Here is a 23111-nt window from a genome sequence, read left to right as displayed (position 1 = left end):
GAAGGCCCGCCCCATGCGTGTCCGGCTCGTCCAGGCCCTCTCCCTCCTCGCCACCGGCCTCCTCGCCGGCTCCCTCGGCTACGGCGCGGCCAACCTGGTCCCGACCTTCGACGCCGTCCCGCTGGAGCTGCGGCTCGACTTCCACACCGAGCTGATGGCGATGAACGGCATCACCGTCCAGGGCGCCATGGCCGTCGCCACCCTCGGCTCGCTCGCCCTGGCCGTCCTGACGCGCACCCGCGCACGGGTCCTCGCGGCCACGGCCGCCGCGCTGACCTTCGCGACCTTCCTCATCACCCGGTTCGGCAACGTCCCGATCAACGCCCGCATCAAGGAGTGGTCGGCCACGAACGCCCCGCCGCCCGACCACGCGGAGGTCCTGAACCGCTGGGAGCTGTTCAACGCCGCGCGCACGACGACGGCGGTCGCGGCCTTCGCGATCCTGGTCCTGCTGGCGCTGCGTCCGCGGCCGGGCGGGGGCGAGCGGGGTTGAGACGTCCCCCGCCATGTGGCGGAGAGCGCGGGGCGGGCGTCGTCACGGCGGCGTAGGCACATCGGGCCTCCGGGCCGACGGCAGCCGGCGAACGGGCCGGCAGGGTGGTGCCCATGGACACAGAGACGGGCACGGACACCCGCGGCGACGCCGTCGACACCACCCCACTGGCGCCCCGTTGGGCGGTCCGGGCGGCGCACCTGACCGCGCTGGTGGTGCTGCCGACGGGGCTGTGGCGACTCGCCATGGTGCTCGGGCACCCGTCCGGCTACACCGACGAGGGCTTCGTCCCCTTCGAAACGTTCGGCGCGAAGGTGTGGATGCTGACGCTGAGCGTGGGCTGCGAACTCCTGGCGCTCCTGACGATCGGCCTGGTGCGGCCGTGGGGAGAGGTCGTTCCGCGCTGGATCCCCCTGATCGGCGGCAAGCCCATCCCGCCCCTCGCCGTGGTGGTCCCAGCGGCTCTGGGCGCGCTGGTCCTGACCGGGGTGTGGGCCGTCCTCCCCCTGTGGTGGAGCGTCCCGCACGCCGACATGACGGACACCGGCAACCTCGTGGTCGGCATCCTCTACCAACCGCTGGTGCTGTGGGGCCCGTTGGTGGGGGCGGTCACCTTCTCGTACTACCGCCGCCGCCGTGCGGGGACGCCCGCACCGACCCTCGCCCCGTCCGCAGACCGGGCCTGACCGCTTCGTGCGCGAGCCGGCCGGGGGCGACCGCGTCCTGGCAACACGACATATCGGGGCGTGCTCCGGCCCCGCTGGGGATGGGGTCGCGACGCTGCGAACGGTCGCCGGCACGAACGCGTACGTCCACTTCGGGGACGGGAAGGGGTCCGTCAGCCGCGCTGAGCACGTCATGAACTGGGACGCCGAGCCCGACGTCCGCATCTTCTGACACACCGAGGGAGGGCTACCGCACCGCTTCGACGAACACCTCGGGCGACACGCCCCGCGCCGCCAACTGCGCGCACAGCTCCGCCTCCCCTGCCGCGGTCAGACGGACCCACAGCGACGTCCCCGTGTCCGACGCGCTGAACACCGGCCGGTCGCCGCGCCAGCCCTCGGCGCCGATGGTGTACGGGGCCAGGTCCAGCAGCAGCGCGAACTGGGCGTCGTCGCGGACGTCGACGTCGACGCCCATCCCGACGTCCACGCGTCGGGAGTCCCCGCGGGCCGCCGCCTCCGCGCGGCCCAGGGCGAGGACGGCCCCGTACGAGGCGAGCACCTCCGGCGGCCAGGGGGCGTCGCTGTACGCGTCGACGTGCGCGGTGCCGATGCCCGGGCGCGCCACCCGGAGCGCCGCGCGGTGCGCCGTCGCCACGGCCTCGGAGGACAGGCCCTCGCTGACGAGGACCAGCCCGCGTTCCGTACCGTCGTCGGTCATGTTCGTCCGTCCTCCTGGACGTGCTGGAGCAAAGAAGGGACGAGGGGCGGGCCCGGAGGAAACCCGGGCCCGCCCCTCGTACCGCGTCGTGCGTGAACCGTCGTACGACGGTTGGCTACTGCTTCGCCGGCTCCTCAAGGCGCGGGAAGAGCACCGCGCCCTTCGTCACCGTCGAGCCCGCCGGCAGCAGGCCCCACTCGCCCGCCGCCGCGACCCGCTGGTCCGCCAGCGCACCGAGGCCCGCCTCGGCGCCCAGGGAGTCCCACAGCGCCTGCGAGGTGCGCGGCATGACCGGGTTCAGCAGGACGGCGACCGCGCGCAGCGACTCCGCCGCGGTGTACAGGATCGTCGCCAGCCGCGCGCGGCCCTCGTCGGAGGTGTCCTTGGCGACCTTCCACGGCTCCTGCTCGGTGAGGTAGCCGTTCACCTGCTTGACGAAGTCGAAGATCGCCAGGATGCCGCCCTGGAAGTCCAGCTCGTCGCCGATCTTCCGGTCGGCCTCGGCGACGGCCTTCGCCAGGCCCTCCCGCACCGCCTGCTCGGCCTCGCCCGCCGCCGTCGAGGCCGGCAGCTCGCCGCCGAAGTACTTGCCGACCATCGCGGCCACCCGCGAGGCGAGGTTGCCGTAGTCGTTCGCCAGCTCGCTGGTGTAGCGGGCGGTGAAGTCCTCCCAGGAGAACGAGCCGTCCTGGCCGAAGGCGATCGCGCGCAGGAAGTACCAGCGGTAGGCGTCCACGCCGAAGTGCGAGGTCAGGTCCTGCGGCTTGATGCCGGTCAGGTTGGACTTCGACATCTTCTCGCCGCCGACCATCAGCCAGCCGTTGGCCGCGACCCGGCCGGGCACCGGCAGGCCGTTCGCCAGCAGCATCGCCGGCCAGATGATCGCGTGGAAGCGCAGGATGTCCTTGCCCACCAGGTGCACGTTGGCCGGGAACGTCTCCGCGAACTTCGCGGGGTTCTCGTTGTAGCCGACGGCGGTGGCGTAGTTCAGGAGCGCGTCGATCCACACGTAGATCACGTGCTTCTCGTCCCACGGGATCTTGATGCCCCAGTCGAACGTCGAGCGCGAGATCGACAGGTCCTGGAGGCCCTGCTTGACGAAGTTCACGACCTCGTTGCGCGCGGACTCCGGCTGGATGAAGCCCGGGTTCGCCTCGTAGAACTCCAGCAGCTTCGGGCCGTACTCGCTGAGCTTGAAGAAGTAGTTCTCCTCCTTCAGCAGCTCCACGGGCTTCTTGTGGATGGGGCAGAGCTTCTGCCCCGCGTACTCGCCCTCGCCGTCGATCAGGTCGCCGGGGAGCTTGTACTCCTCGCAACCCACGCAGTACGGGCCCTCGTACCCGCCCTGGTAGATCTCGCCCTTGTCGTACAGGTCCTGCACGAACTCCTGCACACGGTCCGTGTGCCGCTTCTCCGTCGTCCGGATGAAGTCGTCGTTCGCGATGTCCAGGTGCTCCCAGAGGGGCTTCCACGCCTCCTCGACGAGCTTGTCGCACCACTCCTGGGGGGTGACCCCGTTCGCTTCGGCAGTGCGCATGATCTTCTGACCGTGCTCGTCCGTGCCGGTGAGGTACCACACCTTCTCACCGCGCTGGCGATGCCAGCGGGTGAGCACGTCCCCTGCAACGGTCGTGTAGGCGTGGCCCAGGTGAGGAGCGTCGTTGACGTAGTAGATGGGGGTCGAGACGTAGTACGCCTTCGCCCCCTGCTTCTCGGATCCAGTGGCCGCCATGCCCGAAATCCTATCGGCCCGGGCGCGCCGCCCCGTCCGGATTACCGGTGGCGCACGCCCGCTCACCGCGGGCGGCGGGCGCTGCGAAACATCGGCGAAACACCCCGACGCGTAGAAAGCACGCATCCTGGGGGGAGACATGCCGCAAACATGCCGTAAATGGGAACGGATGGGGACAGCACCATGCGGGTACTGGTCGCGGAGGACGAGCAGGTACTGGCCGAACTCGTCGCCACGGGACTTCGACGGGCCGGATTCGCCGTCGACACCGTCTACAGCGGGGACGCCGCCCTCGCCTACCTCGGGCTCCACGACTACGACGTCGTCGTCCTCGACCGCGACCTGCCGAGGGTCCACGGCGACCAGGTCGCCCGCCACCTCGTCGCCACCGCGTCCCGCACCCGGATCCTGATGCTGACCGCGTCCGCGTCCATGGAGGACCGGGTCGAAGGCCTCGACCTGGGCGCGGACGACTACCTGGGCAAGCCGTTCGAGTTCCCCGAGCTGGTGTCGCGGGTGCGGGCGCTGCGCCGGCGCAGCGCCCGCTTCGTACCGCCCGTGCTGGAACGGCACGGCATAAGCCTGGACACCGTCCGCAGGACCGCGGAGCGCGACGGGCGGGAGCTGGACCTGTCGCCCAAGGAGTTCTCCGTGCTCCAGATCCTGCTGGAGGCCGAGGGCGGGCTGGTCTCCGCCGAGGAGCTGCTGGAACGGGCGTGGGACGCGCACGCCGACCCCTTCACGGGCGCCGTCCGGGTCTGCATGAGCAAGCTGCGGGCCAAACTCGGCGAGCCGGCGCTGATCCGTACGGTGCAGGGCTCGGGGTACGCGCTGTGAGGCCGCTCGGCATCGGTCGTCTCGTCCGCTTCTTCGGGGGGCTGTCGGCCCGGACCCGGATCGCCCTCGTCTTCGGCGCGGTCTTCCTGGTGCTGGGCGGGGCGCTGCTGACCGTCGTCAACCTGCTCTCCAGCGCCGGTACGGAGACGGAGGCGGCGGCGATCGCCCGGCGGGTGAAGCTGGTGCCGGCGCCGCTGGTGAGCCCCGCCCAGGAGGCGTTCCGGCCCGGTAACGCGTACGGGGTGCCGTACGAGGTGGGGCCGATCCTCGGCCTCCGCGGCTCGCAGTCGGACCTGGCCGCGTCGTACGGGATCGACTCCGACCGCTCCACCGCGTACCAGCTCACGGACAACGTCAGCGACGCCGCGTCGCAGCAGATGCTGTACTGGTCGGTCGCCGCGCTGCTGGTGACGGCGTTGTGCGCGGTGGCCGTCGGGTGGTGGACGGCGGGGCGCGTGCTGCGCCCGGTGCACGCGATGACGGCCCGCGCCCGCCAGCTCTCGGAGCGCACGCTGCACGAGCGGATCGGCGACGCGAACGGGCCCGACGACGAGCTGAAGGAACTCGGCGACACCCTGGACGCGCTGCTGGCGCGGCTGGAGACGGCGTTCGACAGCCAACGGCGGTTCATCGCGAACGCCTCGCACGAACTGCGCACCCCGCTCGCCACCCAGCGCACCGCGATCCAGGTCGGGCTCGACCCGGCCGCCTCGGCGGACGAGCTGGCGGCGACGAAGCAGGTGCTGCTGGAGAGCAACCGGCGCAGCGAGCGGCTGATCGAGGGGCTGCTGATGCTGGCACGCGGCGAGCGCGGCCTGGAGGACCGCGAGGACGTCGACCTGGGCGCGATCGCGGCGGAGGAGGCGGCGCGCTACGACATCCGGGCGGTACGGGCCGGGGCGGACCGGCCGCGGCTTTCCTTGCGCAGGGGCGGCGGGGCGCCGGCGCCCCGAGTCCGCGGCGACCGGCTGCTGCTGGCGCAGCTCGTGGACAACCTGGTCGCGAACGCGGTGGCGTACAACGTGCCGGGCGGGACGGTGTCGGTGGTGGTGTCCGGGGGCGTGCTGACCGTGGAGAACACCGGGCCGACGGTGTCGGAGGAGGACGTGCCGGCGCTCTTCGAACCGTTCAGGCGCGGGGAGGGGCGCGACCGGATGGGGCCGGGCGCGGGCCTCGGGCTCTCCATCGTGCGCTCGATCGCGGAGGCGCACGGGGGGACGGTGACGGCCAGGCCGGGGCCGTCGGGCGGGCTCTCCGTCACCGTGCGGCTGCCGGAGTCCCGTGCGGAGCGCGGCGCGGGGCGGACCGGTCGACCGGCCCGCCCCACGGGGCGCGTCAGGGGCGCCAGAGCGTGAGCAGTCCGTCGAACAGCTCCGCGTCGGAGAGGTCCTTCGGGGCGGGGCCGGCGTGGAAGAAGCCGATGTTCGGCGGGTTCTCCGCGGTCAGCTTCCGCAGGTAGTCGAACGCCTTCGCGTCATGCTCGCCGAACGCCACGAACTGCCAGAACACCGGGCGGTCGGCGGCGGCGGTGAGCGCGGCGGTGGCCGCGGTGCGGGACTCGGGCGCGCCGTCCGTCTGGAAGACGACGAACGCGGGCGCGGCGGGGTCCGCGGACGCGGCGTGGAGTTCGAGCACCTTCTCGACGGCGAGGTGGTAGTTCGTCCGTCCCATGCGGCCGAGCGAGCCGTGCAGCTCGTCGATCTTGCCTTCGTACGCCTCGGCGGTGAGGGTTCCGGTGCCGTCCACGTCCGTGGAGAAGAACACCACCGAGACCTCGGCCCGTCCGAGCTGCGCGGCGAGCGCGAGCGACTGCTCGCCGAGCTTCTGGGCGCTGCCGTCCTTGAAGTACCCGCGCATCGACCCCGACCGGTCGAGCACCAGGTACACGGCGGCCCGCCCGCCCTCGACCCCGGCCCGCGCGACGGCCGCCGCGGCGGCGGAGGAGTGGGAGGTGACGGAGGGGGCGTCGCCCGCGGCGGGCTCGGCGGGCGTGGTGGTTTCCGCGGGTGCGACCTCGCTCGCTTCGGCGGCGGGCGCGGCGGGGGCCGGTGCCTGTGCCGTGTCGTCGGTACGGGTGTCCGCAGGCGTTTCCGCGGGTGCCGGTGCGGCAGCGGTGGTTTCCGCGGGTGTCGGTTCGGCAGCGGCTTCCGGCTGCGCGGGGGCAGCGTCGTCTTCGGCGGCGGGCGCAGCCTCTGCGGACGGGGCAGCGGTGGCGCTGTCGGGCGCGGCCTTGGTCTCGACGTCGGCGGCAGGGGTGTCGCTGGCGGCCTCCGGCTCCGCGGGTGCGGTGTCGTTCGCCGCTGCGGCGGGCGCGGGTGCCTGTGCCGTGTCGTCGGTACGGGTGTCCGCAGGCGTTTCCGCGGGTGCCGGTGCGGCAGCGGTGGTTTCCGCGGGTGCGGCTTCAGTCGCGGCTTCCGGCTGCGCGGGGGCAGCGTCGTCTTCGGCGGCGGGCGCAGTTTCCGCGGACGGGGCAGCGGTGGCGCTGTCGGGCGCGGCCTTGGTCTCGTCGTCGGCGCCGGCCGGGGCGTCGTCGTCCTGCGCCGCTTCGGGCGCGGCGGCCACCGGCTGCTGGGGCTCGTCGGTGGCGCTCTTCGCTTCGGCGGCCGGCGTCTCGTCGGCGTCGGCCGCTGCCGGTGCCTGCGGCTTCGCAGGCTCGGGCTCGACCGCGGCGGTCGTCTCCGCGTCCTTGTTCGCCGACGCGGCGGGCGCGGCCTCGGCAGCGTCGCCAGCCGGTGCGTTGTCGTCCGCGGCGGTCGCGTCGGCCGTGCCGGCCGACGGGGCCTGGTCCTTGGTGTCGTCGGCCGTGCTCGGCGTCTCGTCGGCGGTCGCGCCAGCGGGAGCCGGTGCCGCCGGCGCGGCACCCGCAGTGCCCTCCCCCTCGCCCTCGCCCGCGCCCGTGGCCACGTCCGCGTCAGCCGACGCAGGCGTGGGCTCCGAGCGGGTCTGGGCCGGGACGGACGCCGAACGCGGACGGGGGTTGTCGAAGGCCGCCGACACCAGGTCCGCCGCGTGGCTCTCGGTGGACTCCTTCCCGGACGCCGCCGCCTTCGCCGATGCACCGGAACCAGCTCCAGCTCCAGCTCCAGCGCCGGAACCGGACGCGGACGCTGCCGGCTTCGCGGCCGTGGCCGCATCCGCATCCGCATCCGCGGACTCGCGCGGCTCCGAAGCCGAAGTGGCCGGATCCGTACGGTCGGACTGGGGCGGAACGGAGGCCGACGCCGACGCCGACCCGCTGGTCTCCGCGCGGTCGAGACCGAACACCTTGCGCAGCAAACTCCGAATGCCCATGAGTGAGCCCTTTCGCATGAGTTGAATGCGTTGTTTATCCGCGCTCGGGGCAGACTGTCCCAGTACTCCCCTGGCCAGGGCGGACACGTAAGGTTATCCGCCGCGCGCCCGCCAGCCCGGCAGGGGCGACCCGCTCGCCGTCGACCTGCCGGATCCAGCGGATTCGCCGGATCCGACGGGCCCTTCGGACGGAAACGGAAACCGGACCAAACGCGGGACCAAAAGGCGGGACCGGAAGGCGGGATCAGAAGTCGACGCGGGCGTCCTGGTCGACCCGGGCCACCGACTCCTGCGCGAACTGCTCGTTGTAGCGGCTGCGGATCTGCTCGATCTTCGGATCGGCCGAGGGCGCGGCCGACGCCGGGTACAGCAGGATCACCTCGTACGACCGCTCGGACTCGATGACCCCGAAGCGGTCGCGGTACTGGCCGTGGCCCTCCTGGACGGTGAGGCCGGCGGGGAACCGGGGCGTGACCTGCCGGTCGAGGAAGTCCTGGAACTGCCGGGCCGTCACTGCGGGGCCGCCGTCCGGGCGGGCGGTGCCGAAGAAGAGCTGTGTCTCGACGTACGCGGTCGAGGGTGACGAGCCGGCGACGGAGCCGGGCGCGGGCGCGGCGACGGGGACCGCGGCCGAGGCCGTCACCAGCGGGCTCCCCAGGGCGAGCGCGGCGCCGACGACGAGCGTGGTGGTGGTGATCTTCGTTCTCATGCCCCACCAACGGCCCGGGCGCGGCCGGGTCACGACCCCCACGACGCCCGATCCCGCCTCGTCGTCACGCCTCGCGATCACCCCCGCACCGCACCGGATCGCGCCTCGCTTGGCCGAGACCGTACGGTCCACGTCCCGGATTCATCCACCGTTCACTCAACGTCCGCCACTTTGCACACGTTCCCCCCTAACGTCACGCCCGGAGAGATTCCGACACGCTGTCGGCGCGCTGCGCGCCGGAGGAGGACGAAGTGCGCAAGCTGCTGCCGTTGTTGAGCAAGCCGCACGCGGGTGGACGTTCCGCGCTGACCTGTCGTTTCCGCTGTGGTGACGCCTGCTTCCAGGAAGTGCCGAACACCAGCGACAACGAGTACGCCGGCGACATCATCGCGAGTGCGCTCTCGCGCCGTTCGATGGTGCGGGCCGCCGCGGTCGTGACCGTCGCCACCGCGGCCGGCGCCGCGACCGTGGCGAACGTGGGCGGCGGCGCGCAGGCCACCGCCGCGCCGCTGGCCGGCCGGGGCCGCGGACACGGCGCCGGCAGCGGCGACGGCGCCCGCGGCCTGCGCTTCTCGCCCGTCGCGCCCAACAAGGACGACAAGGTCACCGTCCCGGGCGGTTACACCCAGGGCATCGTGATCCGCTGGGGCGACCCGATCCTGCGGGGTGCGCCGAAGTTCGACGCGAACAAGCAGACGGCGAAGGCGCAGGCGGGCCAGTTCGGCTACAACAACGACTTCCTGTCGCTGCTGCCGCTGCCGGACGAGCGCGGCCGGCAGGTGCTCGTGGCGAACCACGAGTACACCGACGAGGTGCTGATGTTCCGGGGGTACGACCCGGAGAACCCGACCCGCGAGCAGGTGGAGATCGCCTGGGCGGCGCACGGCCTGTCCGTCGTCGTGGTCGAGGAGGAGCGCAAGTCCGGCGGGCTGACACCGGTGACCCGCCACCGCCTCAACCGTCGACTGACCGCGACCAGCGAGTTCAAGGTGACCGGCCCGGCGGCGGGCAGCCCGCTGCTGCGGACCTCGGTGGACCGGACGGGCTCCCGTGTCCTCGGCACCCTCAACAACTGCGCCGGCGGCGAGACCCCTTGGGGCACCACGCTGCACGGCGAGGAGAACTTCAACCAGTACTTCGCCAACGGCTCCAGCGCCACCGACAAGCGGTACGGCATCGGCACGGGCGCCTCCGAGCGCAAGTGGGAGCGGTTCGACAAGCGCTTCGACGTGCAGCAGGAGCCGAACGAGTCCCACCGCTTCGGCTGGGTCGTCGAGCTGGACCCGTACGACCCCGACTTCACGCCCCGCAAGCGCACCGCGCTGGGCCGCTTCAAGCACGAGGCCGCGCAGCCGCGGATGACGGACGACGGCCGCCCGGTGGTCTACATGGGCGACGACGAGCGGTTCGACTACTTCTACAAGTTCGTGTCGTCGAAGCGGATGATGAAGGGGAAGTCCCGGGCCGCGCGCGAGCACAACCGCACGCTGCTGGACGAGGGCACCCTGTACGTCGCGAAGCTGACCGGCGACAGCCCGCAGAGCGAGGTCGACGGCTCGGGCAAGCTGCCGAACGACGGCGAGTTCGACGGCTCCGGCGTGTGGATCCCGCTCGCCACCGGCGACACCTCGCACGTGCCCGGCATGACCGCGGACGAGGTGTACGTCTTCACCCGCCTCGCCGGCGACAAGGTCGGGGCGACGAAGATGGACCGCCCCGAGGACGTGGAGCCCTCGCCGCGCACGGGACGGGTGTACGTGGCGCTGACCAACAACAGCGACCGCGGCAAGCCGGGCAAGCCCGGCGCGGACGAGGCCAACCCGCGCAACCTCAACAAGCACGGCCAGATCCTGGAGCTCGCCGAGAACTGGGACGACCCGACGAGCGACGGCTTCGCCTGGCGGCTCTTCCTGGTCGCGGGCGACCCGAAGGACCCGTCCACGTACTTCGCCGGCTTCCCCAAGGAGAAGGTCAGCCCGATCTCCTGCCCGGACAACGTCGCCTTCGACCCGTACGGCAACCTGTGGATCTCCACCGACGGCAACGCCCTCGGCTCCCACGACGGGCTGTACGGCGTGGCCACCCACGGCGAGCGGCGCGGTGAACTGAAGCAGTTCCTCACCGTGCCCAAGGGGGCCGAGACCTGCGGTCCGGTCATCCAGCAGCGCCGGGTGCTGGTCGCGGTCCAGCACCCGGGCGAGGTCGACGGCGCCTCCGTCGAGCAGCCCGCGAGCGCCTGGCCCGACGGCCCCGGCCGGCTGGTCCGCCCGTCGGTCGTGGCGGTCTGGCGCAAGGACGGCCGCGACATCGGCGTCTGATCCGCACTGCCCGGCCCGTGCCCGGGCACGGGCCCCCGCCCCCACCTGGGCGGGGGCCCGTCCCGTCCGTGCCCCGGGCGGGGCGCCCGCCGGGAAAACCCCCGCCGCGCGGGGCGCGCCGGGTCGTACAGTCGAGGCATGGCTTCCCAGGATTCGTCCGCACCACCGCCGCCCACCGGCGGGTCCGAGCGCATCGACGCCTGGATCTGGTCCGTACGTCTGACCAAGACCCGCTCCCAGGCGGCGGCTGCCTGCAAGGCGGGCCACGTCCGGGTCAACGGACAGCGGGTCAAGCCGGCCCACGCCCTCAAGGTGGGCGACGAGGTCCGACTCTTCCACGCCGACCGGGAACGGCTCGTCGTCGTCTCCAAGCTCATCCGCAAGCGGGTGGGCCCGCCGGTCGCCGTCCAGTGCTACGTGGACAACAGCCCGCCGCCCCCGCCGAGGGAGTTCGTCGCGCCGGTCGCCGTGCGCGACCGCGGCGCCGGCGGCCCCAGCAAGCGCGACCGCCGCCAGATGGACCGCCTCCGCGGCGTCGCCAAGCGCTGACCGGAGCCGAGCGCCGGGGACCGCCCCCTTCCGTGGCTCCTCGGCCCGGGCACCTCCCGGGGCGGGTGGGTCAGCGGGCGTCGTGGAGCTCCAGCTTGGTCAGCAGTGCTCGGTGGTCGGTGTCCGCCAGCTCCAGGAAGCGCGCCGAGCGGACCGAGAACTCCTCGCTGATGAGGACGTGGTCTATCTGGGTGCCCAGCGGTCGGCTCACCATCGTCGGCCAGGACGGAGTGCGCGCCGCACCCCCGAGGACCGCGGCGTCCCGCAGCTTGCCCGCGTCCAGCACGCGGCGGAACGCGGCGTGGTCCTGCGAGGAGTTGAAGTCGCCCGCGATGATGCCTGGGGCGTCCTTCACGGTCGCCGCGTACGTCCGCAGCTGTCCCAGCTCGCGGCGCCAGTCGTCGAGGCCGCTCGGCACCGGCGGCATCGGGTGCGCCAACTGGAGGTGCACCTCGCGGCCCGCTATCTCGGCGACGGAGTTGGGCTGCGCCAGCGTGGAGTCGATGCCGGGTGCGGTGCGCAACGGGTACTTGCTGAGGATGGCCGAGCCGAAGGCGAGCTTGCCCTCGACGACGTTCCGATGGGGGTAGTCGGCCAGCGGTATCTCCCGGGCCAGGCCCTCGGAGCACTCCTCCGCGCACTCCTGGACGAACACCAGGTCGGGCTGCTCGCGCTTGATGGCGGCGAGCAGGTCCTCCGTCGCGTTCCCGAACTCCACATTGGACGTCAGGACTTCGACGCCCGCTATGACCTTGCCCGAAGGCTTCTCGGTGAGCCCGGTGTCGTACGGCCGCACGAACCAGCCGGCGACCGCGAGCACCGCGGCGGCCCAGATCATGCCCGTACGCCACCGGGCGAGGAGCGCGAGCAGCAGGGCCGCGCCGGCGGGCACCAGCAGCCAGGGCAGGAAGGCCAACAGCTGGGGGATGGGTGTCGTGGCGTCGGTGTCGGCGACCCGGCAGGCCACCACCACCGTCGGCACGAGCAGCAGCAGGGCGGAGAACCAGGCGGCCACCCGACGGCCGCCACCGCCCTGCGGGCGCTCGCCAGGGGCGTCGACGTCCCGCTGCGCGGCGGCGTCCGCCGCCGTCGAGATGGCGCTGTCCACTCCGGCCTCCGGCTGTCTGTGTCGTCTGTGCTGTCTGCGGTATGTGATGTGTCGACTGTGCTTGCGGTGCTTGGGTCGTGCGGTGTTCAGGTCATGCGGTGTCGCGGTGTCTGTGACTTCCTGCGGCTGTCTGCGGTGTCTGCTGCGTCTGTGCCGCTCTGTCCTCACCTGTGATGACTTCAGTTTCGACGAGATCGTTCCCGCTGTCCCCGCCGTGGCGTCAACTCGCCGTATGCGGAACGGAGTCCTCAACTCCTGAGCCCGCACCGACCGCCGGGCGCGCACCGGCCCTCCTGCGCCGGCCGCGCCGGACCAGCGCCGCCACCAGCACGCCGGCCGTCATCAGGCACCACGCGGTGAGCCGCAGCGTCGCGGTCAGTGCGTCGAAGGCGGCGTCGGCCGCGGGGCGGTTCACCCGCAGCGGGAGGTCGTTCAGGGCGAGGAAGCGGGCCAGCGCCACGGCGAGCAGGAGCAGCAGACCGCCCGCGGCGAGCGACAGCGCGAGTTCCGGGAGCCGGTGCCGGGCGACCAGCAGCACCGAGAGCATCAGCAGCAACGTCAGCAGCGGCAGCCAGACGCCGGCGAGCTGGAGCGTGTCGAACACCTCGCGCGCCGAGCCGAGCGTGTCGTGGTCCAGGACGGTGATCGTGGCGTCGCCCACCGGGATCTCGTGCGCGTACGGCACCCCGTCCTTGCTGAGCTGTGCTTTGAGCTGTTCGATCACCGGGGCCAGGTCGACGCTGGCCGTCTCGCCCTCGTAGCTGGTCAGCGCCTTCTCGACGGCGGTGTGGGCCGCCTGGTTCACCGTGTTCCAGGCCGTCCGGTACGCGTCCGTGCCGGCGAAGGAGAGCACGGCGTCGTGCACCAGGCTCCGCACCTCGTCCGCGGCGTCCGACGTCGCGAACTCCTTCATCACCTCGTCGGTGACCCGGTCGGCGACCGCGTCCTCCACGTCCCGGTCCGAAGCGAGCGGAGCCATGGCGGTGACGTATCCGTCGGTGTCGCCGATCTCCCGGTCGGCCCAGACGGCGAGTGCGCTCAGCGGGGTCAGGACGGCGACGAGGACGATCAGCACGGTCGAGAGGAAGCTCCGCACTCCTCCAGGGAATGCGGGGCCGCCGCCGGGCGCGAGCGGTGCGCCGCCGGTCGGGCGCGCCCGCGCCCGGTGGGACCGCCGGTCGGGCCATCCGCCGGTCGGGCGACGCACCGGGCCGAGTTGCCGGGTGCGGGGCGCGGGTGTGCTCTTGGAGGAGGAACGCGCGGAGGCGGCGAGCGCGCGGCGCGCGGCGCGGCGCACCGACCTGCCCCGGCGGTACGGAAGGAGCTTCCGCCATGGCCACGCACGCAACGGCGCCGATGCGCCACCACGGATCCCTCCAGTGGGCCGTACCTCTCGGCCTGGGCCTGCTCTTCGGCTTCTACGCGGGCTTCCTCCACCGCACCGGCTCCCCGGTGACCTGGTGGGACGTCCTGTACGGGGTGGTCGCCGGGATCGTCTTCACCGCGCTGGTCTTCGGCCTGGGCAGGATCCAGGGCTCCCTCCTCCAGGAGGTGCGCGCGACGGCGTACGGCGCGCTGGGCGGCGCCGCGGTGGGGTTCCTGCACAGCCTGACCGGCGACAGCGTCTACGGCTCGGCGGTGCTCGGACTCATCGTCGGCGGGGCGATCGGGGCGGCGGCGTTCTACGTCTTCCACACCCGCGAGCCCTGATCTGGCCGCGCCAGGGTCCCGACCCGGCCCTGACCGAGCCGTCAGTGCGCATCTCGCGCGGTCGCCAGATCCGATCTGGCGACCGCGCGAGCATGTCTAGCGCCTCCCGGGTGAAGGGAGGTACGGACATGGACGACGGGGGCACGGCGCCGCTCCAGGTGGCCGTCATCATCGGAAGCACGCGGGACGAGCGGGTCGGCGGGAAGATAGGCGACTGGTTCACCGAGCGGGCATCCGCGCGCACGGACCTGGAGCTGTCGGTCATCGACCTGATCGACTTCGACTTCCCCGCGCACTACCCCCGGCACGCCACCGCCCCGATGCAGGCGTTCACCGACCGGATCGCCAGCGCCGAGGCATTCGTGATCGTCACCCCGGAGTACAACCGCTCGTATCCCGCCTCGCTCAAGCAGGCCATCGACTACGCGTACGACGAGTGGCACGCCAAGCCTGTCGCTTTCGTAAGCTATGGGCATGGTTCGTGCGGGATACATGCGGTTGAGCACCTGCGCTCGGTCTTCGCGGAGCTGCACACCGTGACCCTGCGCAACGGAGTGGCGATCGACCTCCTCGACGAGCCCTGGGACGACCGCGACCGTGCGGTCGCCCTGATGCTCGACCAGCTCGGCTGGTGGGGCATCGCCCTTCGTGAGGCACGGGCCGTCCGCCCGTACGCCTCCTAGGGGGTACGCCCAGGGCTGCGGCGATCCGTCGTGCCGGGCGACCGATGAGTTTCGGCAACTGGCCGAGTCCACCTCCCGCCATCACACCGAAGATGTTTTCGATTTTTGAGGACCAGAAGGAACAAGGACTGACGCATGAGTACAGAGCTGGCAATCGAGACCAAGGGTCTGGTGAAGACCTTCGGTGAGAACCGCGCCGTGGACGGCGTCGACCTCACCGTGCCCGCCGGCACGGTCTACGGCGTCCTCGGCCCCAACGGCGCCGGGAAGACCACCACGGTCAAGATGCTCGCCACCCTGCTGCGCCCCGACGGCGGCGAGGCACGCATCTTCGGCAAGGACGTCCTCACCCAGGCGAACGAGGTCCGCAGCCGGGTGAGCCTCACCGGGCAGTACGCGTCCGTCGACGAGGACCTCACCGGCACGGAGAACCTGATCCTGCTGGGCAGGCTCCTCGGCCACTCCAAGGCCGCCGCCCGCATCCGTTCCGAGCAGCTGCTGGACGCCTTCGGCCTCACCGAGGCCGGCGACCGGCAGATCAAGAACTACTCGGGCGGCATGCGGCGCCGGATCGACATCGCCGCCTCCATCCTGAACACCCCCGACCTGCTCTTCCTCGACGAGCCCACCACCGGGCTCGACCCCCGCAGCCGCAGCCAGGTCTGGGACATCGTCCGCGCCGTCGTCTCCCAGGGCACGACCGTGCTGCTGACCACGCAGTACCTGGACGAGGCCGACCAGCTGGCGTCCCGGATCGCCGTGATCGACCACGGCAAGGTCATCGCCGAGGGCACCAAGGGCGAGCTGAAGGCGTCGGTCGGCTCGGGCGCGGTCCACGTCCGGCTGCGCGACGCGGCCCAGCGACCGGACGCCGAGCGACTGCTCAGCGCCGTGCTGGGCGGCGAGGTACAGCTGGACTCGGACCCGGTCGCCCTGACCGCCCGCGCCGGCGGCTCCGACTCCGGACAGGACGCGGCCGAGCAGGCCGGCCGGGCGCTCGCCGAGCTGGCCCGCGCCGGCATCACCGTCGACAACTTCTCCCTGGGCCAGCCCAGCCTGGACGAGGTCTTCCTCGCCCTGACCGACAAGGGCGCCACGCGCGCCGCGACCGACACCACCACCGCAGCGACCGTGACGAAGGGGGCGGCAGCATGAGCACCGCGACGACCACCAAGGCGACCAAGGACCTCGACGAGATCTCCCTCGAAGCCCCCAGGGCCGAGCACCTCGCCTCGGTGCTGGTGGGCCAGGAGCGACCACCGAAGCCCAGCGCGCTCTCCGCCTCGGTCACCTTCGGCTGGCGGGCGATGCTCAAGATCAAGCACGTCCCGGAGCAGCTGTTCGACGTGACGGCGTTCCCGATCATGATGGTGCTGATGTACACGTACCTCTTCGGAGGTGCGCTGGCCGGCTCCACGCAGGAGTACATCCAGTTCCTGCTCCCCGGCATCCTGACGATGAGCATCGTCATGATCACCATGTACACCGGCGTCGCGGTCAACACCGACATCGAGAAGGGCGTCTTCGACCGCTTCCGCACGCTGCCGATCTGGCGGCCGGCCCCGATGGTGGGCTACCTCCTCGGCGACCTCGTGCGCTACGTCATCGCCTCGGTCGTGATGCTGGGCGTCGGCATGATCGTCGGCTACCGACCGGACGGCGGAATCGTCGGCGTGGTGCTCGGCATCCTGCTGCTGATGGTCTTCGCCTTCGGCTTCTCCTGGACCTGGACGATGTTCGGCCTGCTGCTGCGCAGCGAGAAGTCGGTGATGGGCGTCAGCATGATGGTCCTCTTCCCGCTGACCTTCATGAGCAACATCTTCGTCGACCCGAAGACCATGCCCGGCTGGCTCCAGGCGTTCGTCAACAACAGCCCGGTGACGCACGTCTCCACGGCGGTCCGCGAACTGATGGCCGGCGAGTGGCCCGCGGCGGACATAGCGTGGTCGCTCGGGTGGGCCGGCGCGCTGACGGTCGTCTTCGGGGCGATCACGATGCGGCTGTACAACCGCAAGTAGGACGGGGCGTGCCCTGGCACGACGAAGGCCCCCTCCGAAGAGGGGGCCTTCGCATATGGAGCGCCCGGCAGGCCTTGCACCTACATTTCCCATCGGCAGATGGGCGTCTTTCCTTGGACCACAGACGCGTGACGTCCAGTCGTTGAACCGAAGTTCGGTGAACCGGAGTTACAGGAAGATCATACACACGATCGGGGGTGGTTGTCGCAGCGAGCAGGGGCGCACCCAGACACTTCCGGGAAGGTCAGAGCCGCCAGTGGACCGGGCGGGCGGGACGGTAGGAGCAGTGCGCGCCGGTGGTCACCGACTCCTTGAGGTGCCCGGCCAGTTCGGGGTGGAGGCGCTGCATGCGGCGCAGGGCGTCGCGGATCCGGGCCGTGACCGTCTTGCGGGCGCGCTCGGCCTCGTCGCCCAGTCGACGCGTACGGCCGCCGAGGCCGGCGGCGGTGCGCAACTCGTCGAGCAGCGCGTCCCGTTCGCGGCTGTACTCGGCGGCGCGGCGTTCGTCGCCCAGGTCGGCCGCGTGGTCGATCTCCTCGTCCAGCCGTTCCAGCCGACGGCGGTAGCGGGCCTTGGCCTCCTCGTCGAGGACGGGGTCGCCGCCGAGGCCGCGGGCGGCGATCACCTCGGCGCCGCCTTCGGGGGCGAGCAGGTGGACGGCGGACAGGTCGTCACCGGCGTGGGTCAGCAGGGCGTGCAGGTCCCGTAGGCCCTTGGCGTCCGGCATGTGCGCCACCCGGCCCTCGAAGACCAACGCCCATACGGCGCCCTCCCGATGGAACTGCGCGGACGGGCCGTCCGAGACGTCCGCGGCCGGACGGTCCGCCACGGCCGGCTCAGGTCCGGATCCGGGCGCAGGCGCCGGCGCGGCCACCGGGGCGGGGCGGCGGGGGCGGAGGAGGTGCGTCATCTGTAGCTCTTCGGCGGCCCGTTGGACGGTGGTGACCAGGTCGGCGGGGGCGTCCTCGCCGAGGACGTCGACGAGGGCGGCACGGGAGCGCAGCGCCCAGGGCCGGGCCCGCATCCGGTCGGCGGACTCCGCGGCGGACGTCAGCGCGGCGACGGCCGCGGCCCGGTCGCCCCGGGCCGCCTCCAGCAGCCCCCGCCACAGGTCCACCGGACCGCTGAGGTCACAGCCGTAGAGGGAGACGAGCCACTCGCCGGCGTGCGGTGCGAGGGCCGCCCGGGCGTCCTCCACCCGGGCCGGGTCGCCGGAAGCCGCCGCGGCCTGGGCGCGCAGCCGCATCTGGAGGGGTGCGAAGAGCCGCGGCACCGGCTCGGACAGCGCCGCCAGCTCCTCGTGCATCCGCAGGGCGAGGGCGGTGTCCCCGGTCTCGACGGCGGTGATGCCGATGCCGATCTGCGGATAGGGGTGGCCCAGGTCGTTCATCTCCGCCAGCAGGATCCGGGCTTCCTCGTAACGCCCCTGGAGCAGGAAGAGCGACCACTGCATGTGGGAGGTGACGTAGCCGAAGGTGGGGTGGTCCCGTTTGAGCGCGCTGGCCGCCGACAGCAGGTCCACGGCGTCGGTGAACCGGCCGGTGAAGGCGGAGATGAGGGAGTTGTCGATGGCGCGGGAGAGCTCGAAGCGGCGTTGCCCCAGCCGGCCCACCAGGCCGTTGAAGGAGCGCAGTTGCTCGAAGTAGCTCGGATCGCCCAGCTCCAGCAGGGTGACCCAGCGCATCGAGGTGGCGTGCATCTCCATGTCGCGGTTGTGCGTGCGCCGGGCGACGGCCGCCATCTCGTCGGTGAGGGCCAGCCGCTCGCGGGCGGTGCCGAGGCCCCAGATGGAGTCGTGCCGGGCCCAGAGGGAGAAGCCGAGGGTGTCGTCGTCGTCCGCGCGGCGGGCCAGGGCCGTGATCCGTACGGCCAGGTCCTGGGCGACCTCCTCCACCGACAGCCGGGCGACCGGCTCCCCGTCGTCGCCGATCAGCGCCCGGTGCGCCTCGCGCAGCAGCTCGACGCTGCGCCTGCCCGTGCCGAAGGCGCCGCCCGCGGTGAAGTCGTTCTGGTGGATCGTGATGGCGACCCGGGCCAGCAGCTCCGGATCGCGCTCGCGGCGGGCGTGCGCGATGGCTTCCTCGTAGATGCGCCAGCCTTCCTCGTCGCCGTGGTGGTGCATCTCGGTGGCGATGCTGAGCCGGATGAGGGTGGCCCGCTGGACGTCGTCGTCGCCCGTGACCTCCAGGGCGCGGCGGTAGTGCGCCACGGCCTCCTCGGACGCCAGTCGGCCCGAAGCGTCCTCGGCGGCCTCCGTCAGCAGGGCGACCCGGGCCTTGCGGTCCAGCTCGGGGCCGGCGAGGTACGCGTGGCGCGCGACGTCGGCGGGGAGCAGCTTGGCCCGGAGCGCGGAGGAGCCCTCCACGGCCCGTACGACGGAGGCGTGACGGGCTCGGCGCTGCTGCTCGTCCAGTTCGTCGTAGAGCGTTTCCCGGACGAGGTCGTGGACGAAGGCGAACCGGCCGGCGCTGCCGACGGTGACCAGCCGGGCGGCGGTCGCCCGCTCCAGCAGCCGCTCGGCGTGCGCCACGGGGACCCCGGAGGCGGCGGCCAGCACCTGGCGGTGGAACTCCCGCCCCAGCACGGCCGCGACGTCCAGCAGCTCGACGACCGCCGCCGGCAGCAGCGCGAGCCGTCGCCGCACGGCTTCGCGCACGCCGGGCGCGACGGTGCCGAAGGGGCTGCCGCCGGCCCAGTTCCGCACGGTCTGCTCGATGAAGAAGGGATTGCCGCCGGAGCGCCGGTGGACCTCGTCGACCAGGGCGGCCTCCGGCTCGCTGCCGGCGAACAGCGCTATCAGCGCGCCGACGTCCGCCCGGTCGAGGCCGGTGAGCGTGACCGTGGCGGTGGCACGCGCGGCGAGCGGCAGGATCAGCGGGCGCAACGGGTGGTCGGCGGCCTCCACTTCGGCGTCCCGGTACGTCCCGATGAGCAGGACCCGCTCGAACCAGGCGTGGCGCGCGATGAATTCGAGCAGCTTGAGGGTGGCCGGGTCGGCCCAGTGCAGATCGTCCAGGACGACCACGACGGGGCGCTGCTGCGCGGCCGTGACCAGGGCGGTCGTCACGGCGTCGTAGAGCGGGAAGGCGTCCGCGGCCTCGCCGGGCGCGACGCGGGCGACCTCTTCGCCCAGCAGTGTGGCGAGGCGTCCCTCCGCGGCCTTCTCGATGCGGGGCCAGCCGTCGCCGACGGCGCGCCGCAGTCCGCGCATGACCTGGACCCACGGCCAGTACCCCGGGGCGCTGTCGGAGTCCCAGCAGGAGCCGCCGAGCACGAGCGCACCGCGCCGTCTGGCTTCGTCGGCGGCGTCCGTGACGAGGGACGTCTTGCCGATGCCCGCCTCGCCCGTGACCAGCACGAGGCCCCCGTGGCTGTCGGTGACCCGGCCGATTTCGGTGCGGAGGACGCGGGTGGGGAGCGCCCGCCCGATCAGTGCAGGGGTCATGCCCCAAACGATAGGAGGCCCCACTGACAATCGCCCCGGGAAAAATGCCCGGCCCGCGCCAGCCCCTTGCTCCGGCGCGCTGTCGCGTGCGCCCTGTGCACGGTGCGTGCGCTGTGTGTAATGGGCTCACAGGGTCGGGTGATTGGGGGCGGCGTGGACCGGAAAACGTGGATCATTATCGGGATCGCCGTCCTCGCGCTGGTGTGGGTGACCTCGCCGGGCGACGACGATGACGCCGCCGCCGGCACCCCCGCGGCGAAGGGGTCCGCGGGGGCGTCGGTGAAGCCGGGCAGCGGGGTGCCGACGCCGACCGCGCAGCAGCGCACGGCGTTGCTGCGTGCGTTGAAGGCGGTGGACGCCGGGCTCGTCGCGAAGGAGGACCGGGCGGTGAGCAGGGCGCGCAAGGTGTGCAACGACATCAAGCACGGCAAGAGCAAGAAGGCGGTGCAGCCCAACACGAAGGCGCGGTTCGAGGGCAGCGCGGTGCCGAAGCTCACCGATGAGCAGGCCGCGGCGATCGTGGCGGCGGTGAAGAAGTCGTTCTGCCCCTGAGCCCCGTGAGCCCGTGAGTTCGTGAGGCCCTGAGGCCCCTGAGCCCCGTGAGGCCGCCTGCCGCGGCCCGGTGCCGTCACGCGACGGGCGCGGGCGTGTGCCGTCCGGTCGCGCCCCCGACGAGCGCCTGGCGTGCGCGGGCGAGTCCGTGCACCGCGCGCGTGAGCTGCTCCGCGGGGAGCGTGTACGGGAGGCGTACGTGACGTTCGAAGGCGCCGCCGACGCCGAAGCGCGGGCCGGCCGCGATCGTCACCCCGTGGTCGGGCGCGAGGGCCGCCAGCCGTGAGCTGACGGGCTCGGGGAACGTGGCCCAGACCGTCAGCCCGCCGGGCGGTTCCGGCGCGTCCACGTCGGGCAGGTGCGCGGCGACGGCCTGTCGTAGCGCGTCCCGTTGCGCCCTCAACCGGTCGAGCGCTTCGGGCCGGCGGGTCTGTCGTTGGTTCAAGAGGACGGCGGTGGCGAGCTGTTCGACGACGGGGGTGCCGAGGTCCGTTGCGGAACGGGCCCGTTCGACCCGCTCCAGGACGGCGGGCGCGGCGCGGATCCAACCGATGCGCAGACCGCCCCAGATGCTCTTGGAGACCGAGCCGACGCTGATGGCGGCGGGTGCGTGCAGCGCGAAGGGCTCCGGTTCCGTCCCGTCCAGCGCCAGGTCGGCCATCGTCTCGTCGACGACGGTGGGGCACGCCAGCTTGAGGCCGCGGCGCACGCTCGCGGACATGCACAGCCCGGTCGGGTTGTGGAAGTCGGGGATCAGATACGCCAGGTGCGCGGCCCGCCCCGCGGCGCGGAGCTGTGCGGCGTCCCAGCCGGACGGCGTCACCGCGACGGGCAGCAGCCGGGCCCGTACCTCGGTGAACGTCGTGATGGCGTGCGGATAGGTCGGGTGGTCGATCAGGACCTTGTCGCGCGGCGCCAGGAGCGTGCGCGCGAGCAGCGCCAGCGCGTGTTGGGCGCCGTTGGTGACCAGGACGTGGTCGGGGCGGGTGGGCAGCCCCCGGCGCCCGTACCAGTCGGCGACCGCTTCTCGTAGCTCGGCGGTGCCGTACCGGTCGTAGCCGTGGCGGGCGAAGTGTCGCGGGAGCTGTTCGAGGGCCGTCGCGAACGCGGCGTGGAGGATCTCGTTCGGCGCGGGAGGCGCGGCGAACGACAGGTCGATCGTGGACGGCGCCCCACCCGCCCGGCGCTGCGGCGGCGCGTCGTCGGGCAGCCGTACGGTCGCCCTGGCCCGCGCCCGGGTGGCGAGGTACCCGTGGTCGACCAGGGTGCTGTACGCGGCGCCGACGGTCGTCCTGCTGGTGCCGAGCGCCGCGGCCAGGTCGCGCTCGCCGGGGAGGGCTGCGCCGAGGGAGAGGCGGCCGTCCAGGATCAGCAGCCGGAGCCGGTCGGAGAGGCGCTGGTGCGCCGGCCCGGCGCCTTCCTGCCAGCTCCCCAGCATCCGGGCCACCGCGTGCGCACTGATCTTCACCGGACCAGGGTAGGCGATCTGGCTATGGAATCGAAGGCCAGATCGTTCGCAGGGTTGCTCCATGACACCTCCCGCGCCCCCTCGACGCTCCTGCTCCCCGTCGTCCCCCGACCGGCCCGTACTCCTGCGCATGACCGCATCCGCGCAGGTCAGGGCCGGGCGGAAGGCCCGCCGGATCCCCCAGCTGCTGATCGGCCTGGTGGGGTACGGGGCGGCGGTGATGACGCTCGTCCAGTCCGGGCTCGGAGCCGCGGGCTGGAACGTGCTCACCGAGGGCACCGCCGGCACCCTGGGGATCTCGTTCGGCTGGGCGACGAACCTGATCTCCGTACTGGTCCTCCTCGCGTGGATCCCGCTGCGGGAGCTGCCGGGGGTCGGCACGCTCCTCAACGTCGCCGTCGTCGGCTTCGCCGCGGACGCCACCGCCGCCGTGCTCCCCGCCCCGCAGGGCGCCCCCGCACAACTCGGCTACCTGCTGCTCGGCCTCGTCGCCCTGGCCTTCTTCGACGCGCTCTACCTCGGCGCGCAGTTCGGCTCGGGCCCGCGCGACGGCATCATGACCGGGCTCGTCCGCCTCACCCGCCTCCCCGTCGCCGCGGTCCGCACGGGCATCGAGGTGTCCGTCGCCAGCGCCGGCTGGCTGCTGGGCGGCACCGTCGGCTTCGGCACCGTGCTCGTCGTCCTGGGCACGGGACCCCTCGTCGGGTTCTTCCTGCCACGGGTGACGGTCCGGCTGCCGGCGCCCGGACCGGGCCCGCTGCGCGACCGGAGGACGGCGTCGGCGTGCCGAACGCCGTGAACACCGGGTGGAC

The 23111-nt window shown here is 72.7% G+C and carries 20 protein-coding genes; 12 read left to right on the top strand and 8 right to left on the bottom strand.

What is annotated here, in order from left to right; translation table 11 throughout:
* Window positions 1-13: 13 nt before the first annotated feature.
* Both AB0E05_RS24265 and AB0E05_RS24260 read left to right on the top strand, forming a co-directional pair.
* Complete coding sequence (locus AB0E05_RS24265) at window positions 14-493, top strand: anthrone oxygenase family protein (RefSeq protein ID WP_361966920.1); 480 nt, start codon at window positions 14-16, stop codon at window positions 491-493.
* A gap of 113 nt (window positions 494-606) precedes the next feature.
* Window positions 607-1179, top strand: coding sequence for a hypothetical protein (locus AB0E05_RS24260; RefSeq protein WP_361966917.1), 573 nt, complete (start codon window positions 607-609; stop codon window positions 1177-1179).
* A 226-nt stretch (window positions 1180-1405) separates the two neighbouring features.
* Here the strand turns inward: AB0E05_RS24260 and AB0E05_RS24255 are convergent, their stop codons facing one another.
* Together AB0E05_RS24255 and metG are read right to left on the bottom strand one after the other, a co-directional pair.
* Entirely contained in the window at window positions 1406-1879 is a 474-nt protein-coding gene (locus AB0E05_RS24255; protein WP_361966915.1) for a hypothetical protein, read from the bottom strand.
* A 115-nt stretch (window positions 1880-1994) separates the two neighbouring features.
* Window positions 1995-3611, bottom strand: a complete 1617-nt coding sequence (gene metG / locus AB0E05_RS24250; RefSeq protein WP_361966912.1) for a methionine--tRNA ligase — start codon at window positions 3609-3611, stop codon at window positions 1995-1997.
* A 183-nt stretch (window positions 3612-3794) separates the two neighbouring features.
* Between metG and AB0E05_RS24245 the strand changes: the two genes are divergently transcribed.
* Both AB0E05_RS24245 and AB0E05_RS24240 read left to right on the top strand, forming a co-directional pair.
* Window positions 3795-4448, top strand: a complete 654-nt coding sequence (locus AB0E05_RS24245; RefSeq protein ID WP_361966909.1) for a response regulator transcription factor — start codon at window positions 3795-3797, stop codon at window positions 4446-4448.
* On the top strand, window positions 4445-5803 hold the full coding sequence (locus tag AB0E05_RS24240; RefSeq protein ID WP_361966907.1) for an ATP-binding protein: 1359 nt from the start codon (window positions 4445-4447) through the stop codon (window positions 5801-5803). The genes AB0E05_RS24245 and AB0E05_RS24240 overlap by 4 nt, the downstream gene beginning before the upstream one ends.
* Here AB0E05_RS24240 and AB0E05_RS24235 read toward each other — a convergent pair.
* Together AB0E05_RS24235 and AB0E05_RS24230 are read right to left on the bottom strand one after the other, a co-directional pair.
* The gene (locus tag AB0E05_RS24235) at window positions 5784-7739 is read right to left on the bottom strand and encodes a VWA domain-containing protein (RefSeq protein ID WP_361966905.1); all 1956 of its coding nucleotides are present in this window, start codon (window positions 7737-7739) and stop codon (window positions 5784-5786) included. The two genes, AB0E05_RS24240 and AB0E05_RS24235, sit on opposite strands and share 20 nt — an antisense overlap.
* Before the next feature lie 244 nt (window positions 7740-7983).
* Window positions 7984-8448 carry a DUF3574 domain-containing protein gene (locus tag AB0E05_RS24230; RefSeq protein WP_361966903.1) on the bottom strand — a complete coding sequence of 155 codons (465 nt, stop codon included), beginning with the start codon at window positions 8446-8448 and terminating at the stop codon, window positions 7984-7986.
* A 251-nt stretch (window positions 8449-8699) separates the two neighbouring features.
* On the opposite strand from AB0E05_RS24230, the gene AB0E05_RS24225 reads away from it, so the two are divergent.
* Complete coding sequence (locus AB0E05_RS24225; RefSeq protein WP_361966900.1) at window positions 8700-10766, top strand: PhoX family protein; 2067 nt, start codon at window positions 8700-8702, stop codon at window positions 10764-10766.
* Between the two features lie 138 nt (window positions 10767-10904).
* Window positions 10905-11315, top strand: coding sequence for an RNA-binding S4 domain-containing protein (locus AB0E05_RS24220; RefSeq protein WP_361966898.1), 411 nt, complete (start codon window positions 10905-10907; stop codon window positions 11313-11315).
* A gap of 70 nt (window positions 11316-11385) precedes the next feature.
* Here the strand turns inward: AB0E05_RS24220 and AB0E05_RS24215 are convergent, their stop codons facing one another.
* A complete protein-coding gene (locus tag AB0E05_RS24215) occupies window positions 11386-12423 on the bottom strand; it encodes an endonuclease/exonuclease/phosphatase family protein (RefSeq protein WP_361966896.1) in 1038 nt (345 codons plus the stop codon).
* Window positions 12424-12643: 220 nt separating this feature from the next.
* Complete coding sequence (locus AB0E05_RS24210; RefSeq protein ID WP_361966893.1) at window positions 12644-13519, bottom strand: hypothetical protein; 876 nt, start codon at window positions 13517-13519, stop codon at window positions 12644-12646.
* Between the two features lie 236 nt (window positions 13520-13755).
* On the opposite strand from AB0E05_RS24210, the gene AB0E05_RS24205 reads away from it, so the two are divergent.
* From AB0E05_RS24205 to AB0E05_RS24190, 4 genes are all read left to right on the top strand, one after another.
* Window positions 13756-14133, top strand: coding sequence for a hypothetical protein (locus AB0E05_RS24205; RefSeq protein ID WP_361966890.1), 378 nt, complete (start codon window positions 13756-13758; stop codon window positions 14131-14133).
* A 128-nt stretch (window positions 14134-14261) separates the two neighbouring features.
* Window positions 14262-14816 carry an NAD(P)H-dependent oxidoreductase gene (locus tag AB0E05_RS24200; protein WP_361966888.1) on the top strand — a complete coding sequence of 185 codons (555 nt, stop codon included), beginning with the start codon at window positions 14262-14264 and terminating at the stop codon, window positions 14814-14816.
* 135 nt (window positions 14817-14951) lie between these two features.
* Window positions 14952-15971, top strand: coding sequence for an ATP-binding cassette domain-containing protein (locus tag AB0E05_RS24195; protein WP_361966886.1), 1020 nt, complete (start codon window positions 14952-14954; stop codon window positions 15969-15971).
* On the top strand, window positions 15968-16834 hold the full coding sequence (locus AB0E05_RS24190; RefSeq protein ID WP_361966884.1) for an ABC transporter permease: 867 nt from the start codon (window positions 15968-15970) through the stop codon (window positions 16832-16834). The genes AB0E05_RS24195 and AB0E05_RS24190 overlap by 4 nt, the downstream gene beginning before the upstream one ends.
* A gap of 244 nt (window positions 16835-17078) precedes the next feature.
* On the opposite strand, the gene AB0E05_RS24185 is transcribed toward AB0E05_RS24190, so the two are convergent.
* Window positions 17079-20279 (bottom strand): AAA family ATPase, encoded by a 3201-nt coding sequence (locus AB0E05_RS24185; protein WP_361966881.1) that lies wholly within the window; start codon window positions 20277-20279, stop codon window positions 17079-17081.
* 153 nt (window positions 20280-20432) lie between these two features.
* Between AB0E05_RS24185 and AB0E05_RS24180 the strand changes: the two genes are divergently transcribed.
* The gene (locus AB0E05_RS24180; RefSeq protein ID WP_361966879.1) at window positions 20433-20831 is read left to right on the top strand and encodes a DUF732 domain-containing protein; all 399 of its coding nucleotides are present in this window, start codon (window positions 20433-20435) and stop codon (window positions 20829-20831) included.
* A gap of 76 nt (window positions 20832-20907) precedes the next feature.
* Here the strand turns inward: AB0E05_RS24180 and AB0E05_RS24175 are convergent, their stop codons facing one another.
* Complete coding sequence (locus AB0E05_RS24175; RefSeq protein WP_361966877.1) at window positions 20908-22299, bottom strand: PLP-dependent aminotransferase family protein; 1392 nt, start codon at window positions 22297-22299, stop codon at window positions 20908-20910.
* Between the two features lie 130 nt (window positions 22300-22429).
* Between AB0E05_RS24175 and AB0E05_RS24170 the strand changes: the two genes are divergently transcribed.
* Window positions 22430-23098 carry a hypothetical protein gene (locus AB0E05_RS24170; protein ID WP_361966876.1) on the top strand — a complete coding sequence of 223 codons (669 nt, stop codon included), beginning with the start codon at window positions 22430-22432 and terminating at the stop codon, window positions 23096-23098.
* Window positions 23099-23111: the final 13 nt, after the last annotated feature.

Origin of the sequence: Streptomyces sp. NPDC048057, from assembly GCF_040653095.1 — a bacterium.
Taxonomy (GTDB): domain Bacteria; phylum Actinomycetota; class Actinomycetes; order Streptomycetales; family Streptomycetaceae; genus Streptomyces.
The sequence above is the reverse complement of the archived record's forward strand: the minus strand, read 5'-3'. Positions and strand labels throughout refer to the sequence as shown.